This is a genomic window from Salinispora cortesiana (assembly GCF_000484695.1).
Taxonomy (GTDB): domain Bacteria; phylum Actinomycetota; class Actinomycetes; order Mycobacteriales; family Micromonosporaceae; genus Micromonospora; species Micromonospora cortesiana.
The window spans coordinates 36,231-50,010 of the sequence record NZ_AXVR01000019.1 but is presented as its reverse complement, the minus strand read 5'-3'; the positions used below and the strand labels follow the sequence as shown (position 1 = coordinate 50,010).

The 13,780-nt window shown below is 73.2% G+C and carries 12 protein-coding genes; 10 read left to right on the top strand and 2 right to left on the bottom strand.

What is annotated here, in order from left to right:
• Positions 1-56 precede the first annotated feature (56 nt).
• Positions 57-470: a ChaB family protein gene (locus K228_RS0111175; RefSeq protein ID WP_025618517.1), complete on the top strand. Its 414-nt coding sequence runs from the start codon at positions 57-59 to the stop codon at positions 468-470.
• 60 nt (positions 471-530) lie between these two features.
• Here the strand turns inward: K228_RS0111175 and K228_RS0111170 are convergent, their stop codons facing one another.
• Positions 531-1,964 (bottom strand): aldehyde dehydrogenase family protein, encoded by a 1,434-nt coding sequence (locus K228_RS0111170; RefSeq protein ID WP_025618516.1) that lies wholly within the window; start codon positions 1,962-1,964, stop codon positions 531-533.
• An 87-nt stretch (positions 1,965-2,051) separates the two neighbouring features.
• On the opposite strand from K228_RS0111170, the gene K228_RS0111165 reads away from it, so the two are divergent.
• Positions 2,052-3,641 carry a phytoene desaturase family protein gene (locus K228_RS0111165; protein WP_425414513.1) on the top strand — a complete coding sequence of 530 codons (1,590 nt, stop codon included), beginning with the start codon at positions 2,052-2,054 and terminating at the stop codon, positions 3,639-3,641.
• Positions 3,642-3,731: 90 nt separating this feature from the next.
• Here the strand turns inward: K228_RS0111165 and K228_RS0111160 are convergent, their stop codons facing one another.
• Entirely contained in the window at positions 3,732-4,499 is a 768-nt protein-coding gene (locus tag K228_RS0111160) for a polyprenol monophosphomannose synthase (protein ID WP_025618514.1), read from the bottom strand.
• Positions 4,500-4,852: 353 nt separating this feature from the next.
• On the opposite strand from K228_RS0111160, the gene K228_RS0111155 reads away from it, so the two are divergent.
• Genes K228_RS0111155 through K228_RS0111120 form a run of 8 tightly spaced genes read left to right on the top strand, consistent with a single transcriptional unit; the run spans position 4,853 to position 13,742 of the window.
• Entirely contained in the window at positions 4,853-6,631 is a 1,779-nt protein-coding gene (locus K228_RS0111155) for an HAD-IIIA family hydrolase (RefSeq protein ID WP_025618513.1), read from the top strand.
• Positions 6,628-7,605 carry a glycosyltransferase gene (locus K228_RS0111150; protein WP_025618512.1) on the top strand — a complete coding sequence of 326 codons (978 nt, stop codon included), beginning with the start codon at positions 6,628-6,630 and terminating at the stop codon, positions 7,603-7,605. Before K228_RS0111155 ends, K228_RS0111150 begins: the two co-directional genes overlap by 4 nt.
• Positions 7,590-8,810 (top strand): glycosyltransferase, encoded by a 1,221-nt coding sequence (locus K228_RS0111145; RefSeq protein WP_025618511.1) that lies wholly within the window; start codon positions 7,590-7,592, stop codon positions 8,808-8,810. Before K228_RS0111150 ends, K228_RS0111145 begins: the two co-directional genes overlap by 16 nt.
• Entirely contained in the window at positions 8,807-9,625 is an 819-nt protein-coding gene (locus K228_RS0111140) for a D-sedoheptulose-7-phosphate isomerase (RefSeq protein WP_025618510.1), read from the top strand. The genes K228_RS0111145 and K228_RS0111140 overlap by 4 nt, the downstream gene beginning before the upstream one ends.
• A gap of 2 nt (positions 9,626-9,627) precedes the next feature.
• The gene (locus K228_RS0111135) at positions 9,628-11,139 is read left to right on the top strand and encodes a PfkB family carbohydrate kinase (RefSeq protein WP_025618509.1); all 1,512 of its coding nucleotides are present in this window, start codon (positions 9,628-9,630) and stop codon (positions 11,137-11,139) included.
• Positions 11,136-11,822 carry an SDR family oxidoreductase gene (locus tag K228_RS0111130; protein ID WP_025618508.1) on the top strand — a complete coding sequence of 229 codons (687 nt, stop codon included), beginning with the start codon at positions 11,136-11,138 and terminating at the stop codon, positions 11,820-11,822. Before K228_RS0111135 ends, K228_RS0111130 begins: the two co-directional genes overlap by 4 nt.
• Complete coding sequence (locus K228_RS0111125; RefSeq protein ID WP_025618507.1) at positions 11,819-12,775, top strand: glycosyltransferase family 9 protein; 957 nt, start codon at positions 11,819-11,821, stop codon at positions 12,773-12,775. Before K228_RS0111130 ends, K228_RS0111125 begins: the two co-directional genes overlap by 4 nt.
• Positions 12,759-13,742 (top strand): DNA topoisomerase IB, encoded by a 984-nt coding sequence (locus K228_RS0111120; protein ID WP_025618506.1) that lies wholly within the window; start codon positions 12,759-12,761, stop codon positions 13,740-13,742. Before K228_RS0111125 ends, K228_RS0111120 begins: the two co-directional genes overlap by 17 nt.
• The last annotated feature ends 38 nt before the right edge of the window (positions 13,743-13,780 follow it).

Here is a 13,780-nt window from a genome sequence, read left to right as displayed (position 1 = left end):
GTGTCGGCCGTGGGGAAAGATCACTGGAGACCCACCGACGTGTGAGGAGGATCGAGATGCCCGGGCGGGAGGACATGCCCAGCACGCTGCGACGCTCCCCGGACAAGGCGCAGCGTACCTGGGAGAAGACCCACGACTCGGCCCTGCAGACGTACGGCGAGGGGGAGCGGGCCAGCCGGACCGCGTTCGCGGCGGTCAAGAACGAGTTCGAAAAGGTCGGTGACCACTGGGAGCCGAAGGGCCGCAAGGGTCCGAGCGATCGGCAGGCCGCCGGTGGCGGTCCCCGGCGCCGTGCGGCGACAGCGGGGGGCGTTGACGCGAAGGCGAGCAAGGACCACCTGCTGCGGGTCGCCCGCAAACTTGACATCTCCGGCCGGTCAACCATGACCAAGCCGGAACTGGTGCAGGCGATCGAGAAGGCCAACAACCGGCTGACCGCCCAGGCCCGGCAGCGGGGCCGGAGCCGTTAGACCCAGGCCCGGCAGCGGGGCCGGAGCCGGAAGCCACCGTCCGGTGCGGGGCGGCCCACCTCACCAGTGTCCGCCGCCCGGCGCCTGAAGGTGGACCACCTTTGTGGCGGTGAATTCGTCGAGTAGCTCCGGCCCGTACCCGAAGCCCTGTCCGCTGCCCCGACGCGGATGGGCGGCCCCACCCGGAGCCCCACCGAAAACTGCGTTGATCTTCACGGTGCCGACCGGGAGGTCCCGGCAGGCGCGTTGCGCATGACTCATCGACGCCGTCAGCACCGTCGCAGCGAGCCCGTACGGCGAGTCGGCCGCGCACCGGAGCGCCTCCGAGAACGAGTCAACCACCACGACCGGGGCGACCGGGGCGAAGGTCTCCTCGCGGATCAGGGGCATGTCCTGCCGACAGTCCGTGACCACCGTCGCCGGGTAGAAGGCACCCGGCCCGTCCGGTAAGGTGCCGCCGATCCGAAGCTGGGCTCCCTGCGCCACCGCGGCCGTGACCTGCCCGTGCACGTGGTCTCGGTGCTGCCGGTCAACCAACGGTCCCAGCTCGGTCGCCGGATCGACGCCCGGTCCGGTGCGCAGGGCCCGCGCCCGTTCGATCAGGGCATCAACGAAGTCCTCGGCCACATCCCGGTGTACGTAGATCCGCTCGACGGCGACGCAGATCTGGCCGGCGTTGGCGAACGCACCGATGGCCGCCTGCTCGGCTGCCCACAGCGGGTCCACGTCCGCGTCAATGACGAGCGGGTCGCTGCCACCGTTCTCGAGGAGCACCTTGGCCCCGGTCCGGGCCGCCGCGGCGGCGATCGCCCGGCCGGTGGCGGTCGAACCGACGTGGGCGAGCACGTCCACCGGCTGGGCGGCCAGTGCCGCCCCGACCTCGGGCCCTCCGGTCAGTAGCGAGAGCACGCCGGGCGGCAACGCCGCGTCCACCGCCTTCGCCAGCAGCCATCCGGTCGCCGGAGTCCGTTCGCTGGGCTTGTAGAGCACCACGTTGCCGGTGACCAGCGCCGCGCCGAGCAGGCCACAGGAGACCGCGACCGGGTCGTTCCAGGGGGTGAAGGCGGCGACCACGCCGCGGGGCTGCGGCAGCATGAAGTCGATCGCCTCAGCGGAGCCGTGTAGGGTCCGCCCACCGCGCAGCGGTGCCAGCTCGGCGTACTGGCGCAGGGTGCCCACGCCCGCGTCCACCCCGCCCCGCGCATCCGCGAGCGGCTTGCCCATCTCCACGGTGGTGGCCTGCGCCAGCTCGACGGCGGCCGCCGCCACCGCGTCCGCGGCCCGATGCAGGGCGGCGGCCCGCTCCGCCAGCGGTGTCCTGGCCCACTCGGCGGCAGCGCCCCGCGCCGCCGCCACCGCCTTGCGGACCTCCTCCGCCGTCGCCACCGGCACCGAGCTGACCGCAGTACCGTCGGCCGGGTCGTGGACGACCAGGTCGCCCCCTTCGCCGCCCGCCCCCCACACTCCGCCGATGAGCTGAGCAACCGTGTACATGCGGCGGTAGATGCCCCGGGTAGCGCTGGGCAAACGCTCTTCGTCCGGTTGACCGCCGGCTAGCATGCTCGAGTGAGTCGAATCGATGTGGCGTCCCCGGACGCCATCGTCGTCGGAGCGGGCCACAACGGCCTGGTGGCCGCCAATCTGCTCGCCGACGCCGGCTGGGACGTGCTCGTGCTGGAGGCGACCGAGGCGCCCGGCGGCGCGGTTCGGTCGGCCCAGGTGACCGCTCCCGGCTACCTGAGTGACCTCTACAGCTCCTTCTACCCTCTTGGCTACGCGTCGCCGGTGCTGCGCGGGCTGGGCCTGGACCAGTACGGGCTGCGGTGGCGACATGCCCCAGACGTGTTGGCGCACCTGCTGCCGGACGGGCGGGCGGCGGTGCTCAACCGTGACCCGGAGACCACCGCCGCCTCCCTGGAGAGCTTCGCGGTTGGTGACGGGGAACGGTGGCTGACGGCCTACGGCGACTGGTGCCAGGTGGGCGGCCCGCTGTTGGACGCCATCACCACCCCCTTCCCGCCGGTGCGCAGCAGCCTCGCGCTGGTACGTCGGCTGCGGGTCGCCGGCGGGTTGCGTCTGGCCCGCCGGTTGGTGACACCGGTACGCCGGCTCGGCGACGAGCTTTTCACCGGGGCGGGCGGGGCGGCCCTGCTCGCCGGCTGCGCGCTGCACACCGACCTGGCCCCGGAGGAAGCCGGCTCCGGGGCGTACGGGTGGCTGCTGGCCATGCTTGGTCAGCAGGTCGGTTGGCCGGTACCGGACGGCGGCGCCCAACGGATCACCGATGCTCTGGTGGCCCGGCTCGCCGACCGGGGCGGCCAGATTCGCTGCGGCGCGCGGGTGGATCGGGTGCTGACCGCCCGGGGGCGGGCGATGGGCGTCCGGACCGAGGACGGCGGGCTCTGGCGGGCCCGCCGTGCGGTGCTCGCGGACGTGCCGGCACCCGCGCTCTATCTGGACCTTGTCGGGGCCGACGTCCTGCCGCCGCGGCTGGTGGCAGACCTGACCCACTTTCGCTGGGACGGCTCGACGCTGAAGGTCGACTGGGCGCTCTCCGCCCCGGTGCCCTGGCGGAACCGGATGGTCGCCACCGCCGGCACCGTTCACCTCGGGGCCGACCTCGACGGGCTGACCAGCTATGCGGCGGCGCTGGCCCGCGGGGAGCTTCCCCGGGACCCGTTCCTGCTGGTCGGGCAGATGACCGTGGCCGATCCCAGTCATTCGCCACCCGGTACCGAGTCCTTGTGGTCGTATACCCACCTGCCATTCCGACGGCGGTGGCGGGTCGAGGAGATCGCCGCGCAGGTGCAGCGGATGGAGCAGGTGCTGGAGGAGGCCGCCCCGGGCTTCCGTGCGCTGGTGGTGGGCCGGCACGTGGCGGGACCGGTGGACCTGGAGGCGGGCGACCCGAGCCTGGTCGGTGGGGCGGTCGGTGGTGGCACGGCCGCCGCCCACCAGCAGCTCTTCTTCCGCCCAGTCCCTGGACTGGGCCGTGCAGACACCCCCGTTGACCGGCTCTTTCTGGCCAGCTCGTCGGCGCATCCCGGTGGTGGGGTCCACGGCGCGCCCGGTGCGAACGCGGCGCGGGCGGCGTTGGCCCGCAACGCCGCGCTCACCGGTGGTGTGTACGCGGCGACGGTCGGCGCCGCGCAGCGTGCGGTCTACCGCTGACCGTGGTCGCGGTGCGGTGCGAACCCGCCGGCGTGGCGCCTGTCTCGACGCTCCACGGGAGGTGGGCCGCACCGCCGTCTCGCGGCCAGCTCAGCGTTCGACGTTGCGGTGTTTGCTGCGCAGGCGGAACGGCATCAGGGCACTTTCAATCTTGGTGGCGGTGGTCATCTTCGAGGCGCCGTCTCGCCGCTCCTCGAACCGGATCGGCACCTCAAGGATCGTGTGCCCCAGCTTCGTGGCCAGGTAGTGCATCTCCACCTGGAAGCTGTACCCATTGGACTGCACCCGCTCCAGGCCGATGTCGCGCAGCGCGTCGGCTCGCCAGATCTTGAAACCGGCGGTGAGGTCCCGGATCCGTACCCGCAGCAGAGTGTGTACGTACAGATTCGCCCAGCCGCTCAGCGCCCGCCGGTAGAGCGGCCAGTTCTCGTCCAGCTCGCCGCCGGGCACGTAGCGGGACCCGATCACCACACCAGCCTGGGTGGACAGCAGCGCGCCCAGCATGCCCGGGAGCGCGTCCGGTGGGTGGGAAAGGTCGGCGTCCATCTGCGCCACGAACTCGGCACCGTCGTCGAGGGCCCGTCCGATGCCGTCAACGTACGCCCGACCCAGGCCTTCCTTGCCGGCCCGGTGGACGACCTCGATCCGGTCCGGGTGCTCGAGGGCCAGCTTGTCCGCGACCTCGCCGGTACCGTCCGGCGAGTTGTCGTCGGCCACGAGGACCTTCAACCCGGGCAAGGGCAGCGCGAGCAGCTGTTCGACCAGTGCCGGAAGGTTGCCCACCTCGTTGAAGGTCGGCACCACCACGGTCAGGCGCACGTCCCGCCAGGGCGACGGCAACTGCACGGGTTCACTCATGTCGGAAATCCTTGTTTCGCGGACTTGGCTCCCTGCGAGGGTAGCCATTGCTCCGGTACGTCATGTGACTGCTCCCTGGCCGTGGCCCGGCCCACGTCGTCTGTCAACGCCCAGCGCTGCCCCGAGGACACGGTCGGTCACCGAAAGGCCCTTCCGTGGGGCGTTCGGGCACATTCTGCCCGAACGCCGGGGGCACACCGATCCGGCGCGCGGGGGCGGCCGGCAGCCGGGTTAGCTTCTCGGGGGCGGCGGGTAAGTCCACGGCGGGGCGGAGACCGAGTCAGGTCATGGCGCCCGCGCCGGCGGCGTCGGCGCCGAGGTTTACTCCCCGGGGCGCCGGGAACCCGCCGGCCGTGCCACAGGTGGAGCCGGATCAGCGCAGGTCGGCCCGGGTAGTAGCCCGCTCCGGCCGAGTTGGTGGAGCACCCCGCCTCTTTGATGCGGTGCTGCTGGACCGGGATGGCACCCTCATCGAGGACGTGCCGTACAACGGGGACCCGGAGCGGGTACGGCCGATGCCGGGGGCGCGGGCGGCGCTGGATGCGCTCCGCACGGCGGGCTTGCGGCTGGCGGTGGTGACGAACCAGTCCGGGTTGGCCAAGGGGCTGTTCACCAGGGCGCAGCTGCGGGCCGTGCACGCCCGCGTCGAGCAGCTGCTCGGCCCGTTCGATGCCTGGCTGGTCTGCCCGCACGACGACGAGGACCGGTGCGACTGCCGTAAACCCGCGCCCAAACTGATCCACTCCGCCGCCCGCCGGCTCGGCACCACACCGCAACAGTGCGTTCTGATCGGTGACATTGGCCGCGATGTCACCGCTGGCCTGGCTGCCGGAGCCCAGGCGGTGTTGGTGCCCACACCACTGACCCGACCCGCCGAGACCAGCGCCGCCCCGTGGGTCGCCGCGGATCTGCCGACCGCGGTGGCCGAGATTCTGCGTCGGCAGACCGCGATCGCCCCGGCCACCCACCGGCCCACCGCTGCGTCGGCGGCCCCGCCGTCCCTGGCCGCTGTTGGGTCCGCGCCGCCTCTGGTCACTGCTGGGCCGGCTCGGCCGTCGCGCTCCAGCGGAGGCACCGGAACCGTTCTTGTCGTTCGCTCCGACTCGGCTGGTGACGTCGTCGTTACCGGCCCGGGTATTCGGGCTGTCGCCGCCCACGCGCGCCGGGTCGTCTTGTTGTGTGGACCGCGGGGCCGCGCCGCCGCCGACCTCCTACCCGGCGTGGACACCGTCGTCGTGCACCAACTGCCCTGGATCGATCCCGCGCCCGCACCGGTCACCGGGCCGGACATCGCCGCGCTCACCGCCACCCTCGCCGCCGTCAACGCCGACGAGGCGGTCATCTTCACCAGCTACCACCAGTCTCCCCTCCCCTTGGCGCTGCTGCTGCGCACCGTCGGCGTCGAGCGGATCAGCGCGATCAGCGACGACTACCCCGGAAGCCTGCTCGACATCCGTCACCGCGTTCCGGTCGGTGTCCCCGAGCCCGAACGCGCACTCTCGCTCGCCGCCGCCGCTGGCTACCCCCTACCGCCCGACGACGAACCGGTCCTGCGGCTGCGGCCTGTGCCGCCGCCGCCCGCGCGGGCGGGTGCACCGGGCTACGTTGTGCTGCACCCCGGCTCGGCGGCACAGTCCCGGGGGTTGCCACCGGACCTGGCAGTGGAGATCGCTCGGACGCTGGTCAATGCGGGCCACCGGGTCGTGGTCACCGGCGGTCCGGACGAGGTGGCGCTGACCGCCCGGGTGGCCGGCGGATTCGCCGCTGATCTCGGTGGGGGGACCGAGCTGGCCGACCTGGCCGCGACCGTCGCCGGTGCCGCCGCGGTGATCGTCGGCAACACCGGTCCGGCCCACCTCGCCGCCGCGTACGGCGTCCCGGTGGTCAGCCTCTTCGCCCCGACCGTCCCGTTCGGTCAGTGGGGTCCGTGGCGGGTGCCGACCGTTCGGCTCGGCGATCCGGACGCCCCCTGCCGTGGCACCCGCGCCGCCACCTGCCCGGTGCCCGGCCACCCGTGCCTGAGCCGGATCCGGCCCGAGGAGGTGCTGACCGCGCTGACCCTGCTCGGCGTGGCGCCGTCCCGACCGTCGAAGTCGGCGGGGGTCACCGCCCTGGCTCGGAGCGGCCGATGAACATCCTGCTCTGGCATGTGCACGGCTCCTGGACGACGTCGTTCGTCCATGGCAAGCACCGCTACCTGGTGCCGGTCACCCCTGACCGCGGCCCGGACGGTCGGGGCCGGGCCCGTACCTATCCGTGGCCGGAGAACGCGGTCGAGATCACCCCGTCGGAGCTGGCCACCGCCGAGGTGGACCTGGTCCTCCTGCAACGCCCCGAGGAAGAGGCCCTGGCCGCCGAGTGGCTGGGCCGCCGGCCGGGCCGCGACCTCCCGGCGATCTACGTCGAGCACAACACCCCGAAGGACGGTGCGGTACCGAACAGCCGACACCCGATGGCCGACCGCGACGACCTGTTGATCGCTCACGTGACCGCCTTCAACCAGCTCTACTGGGACACCGGTGGCACCCGAACCACCGTGGTTGACCACGGGATCGTGCCGCCGACGGCCGACTACAGCGGCGAGCTGGAGCGGCTCGCAGTAGTGATCAACGAGCCGGTTCGCCGGTGGCGGGTCACCGGTACCGACCTGCTGCCCCGGTTCGCCGAGATCGCCCCGCTGGACGTGTTCGGTCTGAAGGTGACCGGGCTCGCCGACCGGCTTGGACTGCCCGCCGACCGGGTGACCAGTCACGACGACCTGCCCCAGGCACGGATGCACGCAGAGTTGGCCCGGCGGCGGGCATACCTGCACCTGTGCCGTTGGACATCGCTCGGGCTGAGTCTGATCGAGGCGATGACGATCGGTATGCCGGTCGTCGCGCTCGCTGCTACCGAGGCCGTGATGGCGGTGCCGCCCGGGGCCGGCGCCCTCGCCACCAGGGTTGACGACCTGCTCACCGCCACCAGTCAGTTGCTGGCGGACCCGGCGAGCGCCCACCGGGCGGGGGCTGTCGCCCGCCGCGCCGCCCGCGACCGGTACGGCCTTGACCGTTTCCTCACCGACTGGGACCGGCTGCTGGAGGAGGAAGTATGCGGATCGCGATGATCTCGGAACACGCCAGCCCGCTCGCGGTCCTCGGCGGGGAGGACGCCGGCGGCCAGAACACGCACGTCGCCGAGCTCTCCGCGGCGCTCGCCGCGGCCGGCCACGAGGTCCGGGTCTACACCCGCTGGGATGCCGTCGACTTGCCGGGAACGGTTCGCTGCCCGGACGGGTACGAGGTGGTCCATGTGCCGGCGGGCCCGGCCGAGCCGGTGGCCAAGGACGCCCTGCTGCCACACATGCGGGAGTTCAGCCACTGGTTGACCGAACGGTGGCGTGGCGATCAGTGGACCCCGGAGGTGGTCCACGCGCACTTCTGGATGAGCGGCCTCGCCGCGCTCGCCGCCGGCCGCAGGACCGGTGTGCCGGTGGTGCAGACGTACCACGCACTCGGCGTGGTGAAGCGGCGGTACCAGGGCGTACAGGACACCAGCCCGGCCCGGCGTATCGGGTACGAACGGCAACTCGGCCGCTCGGTGGACCGGGTGATCGCCCAGTGCCAGGACGAGGTCGGCGAGTTGGTGCGGATGGGGGTGCCCCGGTCGCGGATGACGGTGGTCCCCTCCGGAGTCAACCTCCGTACCTTCGCCCCGCTGGGTCCGGCCGCCGAACGCGACGACGGACGCCCCCGCATTCTCACCGTGGGGCGGCTGGTCGAGCGAAAGGGCTTCCAGACCGTGGTCCGGGCGATGGGACACGTGCCGGAGGCGGAGTGCGTGGTGGTCGGCGGCCCGCCGGCCGGACTCCTCGAAACCGACCCGTACGCGGGCCGGCTCCGCGCCTTGGCGAACACCTGCGGGGTGGCGGATCGGGTGAGGCTCGCCGGCGCGGTGCCCAGGGAGGAGATGGGCCACTGGTACCGGTCCGCGGACCTGCTGGTCGCCGCGCCGTGGTACGAGCCGTTCGGGCTGACCCCGCTCGAGGCGATGGCGTGCGGGGTGCCGGTGGTGGGGACCGCGGTTGGGGGGATCCGGGACACGGTGGTGGATGGGGTGACCGGCGACCTCGTACCCGCCCGGGACCCCCGGGCGCTCGGTACCGCGATCCAGCGACTCCTTGACGACCGGATTCGTCGGTTCGGGTACGCGGCGGCGGCGCTGGACCGGGCTCGGGAGAGCTACGCGTGGGCGGCCACGGCGGAGCGGCTGGTGGAGGTCTACGGCGACGTGGCGGCCGTCGGCCGGGCGACCCGGGTGGTGGCCGGATGACGCCGGCCCGGTCGCTGCTGGAGGAGCACCTGGCGGGGCTCACCGCCGCGCTGCCATCGTATCGGCAGGCCGCCCGGCGACTCCCCGCCTGGGGAGCCGAACTCGCCCGTACCCTCGCTGGTGGTGGTCGGCTGCTGGTGGCCGGCAACGGCGGTAGCGCCGCCGAGGCGCAACACCTCACCGCCGAACTCGTCGGCAAACTTCGCGCTGACCGCCAGCCCTTCTCCGCCATCGCCCTGCACGCCGAGACCAGCGCCCTTACCGCCATCGGCAACGACTACGGCTACGACCAGGTCTTCGCCCGTCAGGTGTACGCCCACGGCCGCCCCGGGGACATCCTCCTGCTGCTGTCCACCAGTGGCCGGAGCCGGAACCTGCTTCAGGCCGCGCAGGCCGCCCACCAGGTCGGCCTGCGCTGCTGGGCGTTGACCGGCCCCGCCCCCAATCCGCTGGCCGGCCTCTGTCACGAGACCCTCGCCGTCCCCGCGCCGGACGGGCAGATCGTCCAGGAGCTGCACCTGGTCACCAGCCACCTGCTCTGCGAGTACGCCGAGCAGGCGCTGCCGGTGGTCCTGGCCGCCGCCGCGGGCACGCCGGCGGGGCCGCCGGTGCCCGAGTGCGCCGGAACCCTGCCGCAGCTTGCGGGGATGCCGTTGACCGGCCTGGAAGCCGAGGTGCCGGCTGAGGTGCCCGCCGACCTGCCGGCTGAGGTGCCCGCCGACGTCCCGGCCGACGTGCCGGCCACCGGGCCGGTACGAACCGGGGTTGAGGTGGTCCCGGAGGACGGGCAGCAGGTCGAGGAGATGAGGAGGTAGGTGTGAGGGGACCCCTGGTGGTGGTCGGCGACACCCTGCTCGACCGGGACGTGGAGGGGGCGGTGAACCGGCTCTGTCCGGACTCGCCGGTGCCGGTGCTCGACGAGACCTCGTCCACCGACCGGCCGGGCGGTGCCGGCCTGGCCGCGATGTTCGCGGCGCCGGCGCCGGACACCGAGGTCGTCTTGGTGACCGCCCTGGCCGATGACGCCGGTGCCGCCCGGCTCAGCTTGCTTCTCGCCGCGGCCGGAGTCCAGGTGTATGCCCTCGGGCTGGCCGGCGGGACGCCGGAGAAGGTCCGGTTGCGGTCGCAGGGCCGGGTCCTGCTGCGCCATGACCGCGGCGGTGCCGTCGGTGAGCCCAGCCCGCCGGCGGAAGCGGTGCTGCGGGTCATCGCCGGGGCCGCCACAGTGCTGGTCAGTGACTACGGCCGCGGAGTGGCCGGGCAGCCCGCACTGCGGGCGGCGTTGGCCGGCACCCGGGCACCGGTGGTCTGGGATCCACATCCCCGGGGGCCAGCCGCGGTGCCCGGGGTGCACCTGGCCACGCCCAACGAGTCCGAGGTGCGCGAGTTGGCGAAGGTGCCGCCGGGCGAGACCCGGCTGGTGACCGCGTCGCGGGGCGCGTTGGAGCTGCGTCAGCGGTGGCGGGCGCGGGCCGTCGCGGTGACGATGGGCGGGGAGGGAGCGCTCCTCTGCCACGCCGGGCCGACGCCGCTGATCGTGCCTGCGGTCTCCACAGCGGACGGGGATACCTGTGGTGCGGGGGATCGGTTCGCGGCCACCGCCGCCATCGCCCTGGCCCGGGGTGCGTTGGTCTCCGAGGCGGTGCAGGAGGCGGTCGCCGAGGCGTGTGCGTACGTGGCGGGTGGGGGAGTGGCGAGCATGCTGCCGCCACCGGTTGGGCCGTTGCCGTCAGTGGTGCCCGGTGTCCCGGCCGAGCGGGTCGGCGTGGCGGCTGCCGCCACCGTCGTCTCCGAGGTCCGCGCCGCCGGCGGCACCGTCGTCGCGACCGGCGGCTGCTTTGACCTGCTGCACGCGGGGCATGTGGCGACCCTGCAGGCCGCCCGTCAACTCGGCGACTGCCTGGTGGTCTGCCTCAACTCCGATGCCAGCGTCGCGGCGTTGAAGGGTTCGAACCGGCCGGTGATGCCGCAGGGTGACCGGAGTCATCTCCTCGCCGCCTTGAGCTGCGTCGATGCGGTCATGGTCTTTGACGATCCGACTCCGCAGGCGGCCCTGACCTGGCTCCGGCCGGATATCTGGGTCAAGGGGGGCGACTATGCCACCGGTGGTGGTGAACCAGTGTTGCCAGAGGCGGAGCTGGTGCGGCGGTGGGGCGGGCACACCGTGGTGGTGCCGTACCTGGACGGGCGCTCGACCACCGACATGATCGCGGCTGCGCACCAGCGGGGTGGCGCCAGCGCCACCACCTCGGCGGCAACCGCGGTGCTGCGGGGAGACCCACCATCCGAGGTGGCGACCCGGCCCCATCGGTCGGCGGGGATCCGATGAACCCCGGGTACACGGTCCTGGTGACCGGTGGGTCCAGTGGGCTGGGCGCGGCGGTGGTCTCGGCGGTGGCCGAGGCGGGTGGGCGGCCTCTGGTGTTGGACCGGCAGCCCCCGGCGGAGGGGGTGCCGTGGACGGCGTGCGATCTGGCCGACACCCGGGCGGCCGAGGCCGCCACCCGAGGACTCGCCGAGGACAACGGCGGCCTGGACGCCGTGGTGACGGCGGCCGGAATGGACGTACCGGGTCGGCTGGCCGATCTGCCGGGGGAGGTCTGGGACCGGATCGTCACGGTGGACCTGCTCGCCACCGCCGCCGTCATCCGGGCGGCACTGCCGTTCCTCGAGACGACTCGGGGCCGGATCGTCACCGTCGCCTCGACGTTGGGGGTCAAGGCGGTCAGCGACGCGACGGCGTACTGCGCGGCGAAGTTCGGGGTGGTCGGGTTCACCCGCTCCCTCGCCGCCGAGCTCGCCGGCCGGGTCGGCGTGACCCTGCTCATCCCTGGTGGCATGCGTACAGCCTTCTTCGACGACCGCGACCCGCAGTACCGACCCGGGCCCGACGCGATCCTCAACGACCCCGCGGACACCGCCGCCACGGTCCTGGTGGCCCTGACCCAACCCGCCGGCTGCGCCGTCCGGGAGCTGGTGGTCTGCGCCGAACAGGAGTCCTCCTACCCGTGATCTTGATCCTTCGTGCGCTGGGCCTCGGCGACCTCGCCACCGCCGTGCCGGCCCTGCGTGCCCTGCGTGTTCGCTACCCCGACGAGCGCCTGGTCCTGCTCGCCCCGAGCTGGTTGGCCCCGCTGGTCGAGCTGATCGGCGGCATCGACGAGTTGGTCGACACCGCCGATCTGTCTCAACTGCGGTGGCGTGGCCCCACCCCCGAGCTGGCGGTCAATCTGCACGGCCGCGGGCCAGAGTCGCACCGCCTGCTGGCCGGCACCCGCCCCCGTCGGCTGTTCGCCTACGCCAACCGGGCCGCCGGGCACCACGACGGTCCCTCCTGGCGGGCCGACGAGCACGAGGTCCATCGGTGGTGCCGCCTCCTGGCCTGGCACGGTGTTCCGACCGACGCGACCGACTTGGGTCTGCGCCGGCCAGCGCCGGGCCGGACCCCGACCGGGGTGACCGTGCTGCACCCCGGCTCGAAGATCCCGGGCAAACGCTGGCCGGTGGAGCGGTTCGCGGCCCTCGGCCGCCAGCTCGCCGGTGCCGGCCATGAGATCGTCATCACCGGCGACGCCACCGAGCTACCCCTCGCCCGCCGGGTCGCGCAGCTCGCCGGACTGCCCGGGCACACCGTTCGAGCCGGCCGTACCGATCTGCACCACCTCGCCGGCCTGGTCGCCCACGCCCGGCTGCTGGTCAGCGGCGACACCGGCATCGCCCACCTCGCCACCGCCTACGGCACTCCCTCGGTGGTCCTTTTCGGTCCCCACTCGCCGACCCAATGGGGGCCACCACCCGAACGGAGGTGGCATCGGAGCCTCGGGGCGGGCGGTGGCGGGGACTGCCCGGACCGGGGCGGGTCGGGGCCGCATCCGAGGCTGGCGGCGATCAACGTTGACCAGGTGCTGGTCGCCGTGGCCGAGGTGGAGCGGATGGTGCGGACGACCGGTGCGACTGCGGCGTAGTGACCCGGGCCGGCCCGGCTACCGGCGCCACCGGCGCGGCCGGGGCTGGGGGTTTTGTGATCCGGCTGGCGAACTGGTCCGTGATCCGGATCGGCTGGCCCGCCTGCGTGACCTCGTCATCCCACCGGCCTGGCAGGACGTGTGGATCTCGCCGCATCCGAACGGGCATATCCAGGCCACCGGTGTGGACGCTGCTGGTCGCCGACAGTACCTGTACCACCCGGAGTGGCGGCGCAAGCGGGACGAGGCGAAGTTTGACCACGTCCTCGAGGTGGCCCGGCGGCTGCCCCGGTTGCGCGAGCGCATCGCGGAGGACCTCGACGGTCGGGGACTGAACCGGGACCGGGTGCTGGCCACTGTGGCTCGGCTGTTGGACCTGGGTGCCTTCCGGGTGGGCAGCGAGCGGTACGCGGCCGGCGACGATCCGACCTTCGGGGTGTCCACCCTGCGTCCGGAGCACGCCCACTCCCGCCGTGGCTGCATGGTCCTCGAGTTTCCGGCGAAGGGCGGCGTCGAACAGGTTCGGTGGATTGAGGATCCGGTGCTGTGTCGGGTGCTGGCCAATCTGCGGCGTCGCCGCCGCGCCGCGGCTCGGCTCTTCGGCTACTGGGACGGCCGGCACTGGCGGGACGTACGCCGAGACGATGTCAACGGATATCTGCGGGTAGCCAGCGGTGGTGAGATGACCGCGAAGGATTTCCGGACCTGGCACGCCACCGTCTTGGCGGCCACCGGGCTGGCCGCTGCCGGCGGACAGCGGTCCGCCACCGCTCGCCGCCGCGCGGTGGCAGCGGTCATGCGCGAGGTGGCGGGGTTGCTCGGGAACACGCCGACGGTGGCCCGCACGTCCTACGTCGATCCCCGGGTCGTGGACCTCTACCACGACGGGGTGCTGGCGCCGGTCGGTCGGTGGATGCCCCGCGAGGCTGCCGAGCGGGGGGTCCTCGAGCTGCTGGCCAAGGCCTGAGCGGTGTCGGTCGTCCCCGCGTCGGGGACAGCCGCCCG

Excerpts from the sequence above, each read along its gene's own strand:
- K228_RS0111175 (WP_025618517.1), top strand. The coding sequence starts at position 57 with ATGCCCGGGCGGGAGGACATGCCCAGCACGCTGCGACGCTCCCCGGAC.
- K228_RS0111170 (WP_025618516.1), bottom strand. The coding sequence starts at position 1,964 with ATGTACACGGTTGCTCAGCTCATCGGCGGAGTGTGGGGGGCGGGCGGC.
- K228_RS0111160 (WP_025618514.1), bottom strand. The coding sequence starts at position 4,499 with ATGAGTGAACCCGTGCAGTTGCCGTCGCCCTGGCGGGACGTGCGCCTG.
- K228_RS0111150 (WP_025618512.1), top strand. The coding sequence starts at position 6,628 with ATGAACATCCTGCTCTGGCATGTGCACGGCTCCTGGACGACGTCGTTC.
- K228_RS0111145 (WP_025618511.1), top strand. The coding sequence starts at position 7,590 with ATGCGGATCGCGATGATCTCGGAACACGCCAGCCCGCTCGCGGTCCTC.
- K228_RS0111140 (WP_025618510.1), top strand. The coding sequence starts at position 8,807 with ATGACGCCGGCCCGGTCGCTGCTGGAGGAGCACCTGGCGGGGCTCACC.
- K228_RS0111130 (WP_025618508.1), top strand. The coding sequence starts at position 11,136 with ATGAACCCCGGGTACACGGTCCTGGTGACCGGTGGGTCCAGTGGGCTG.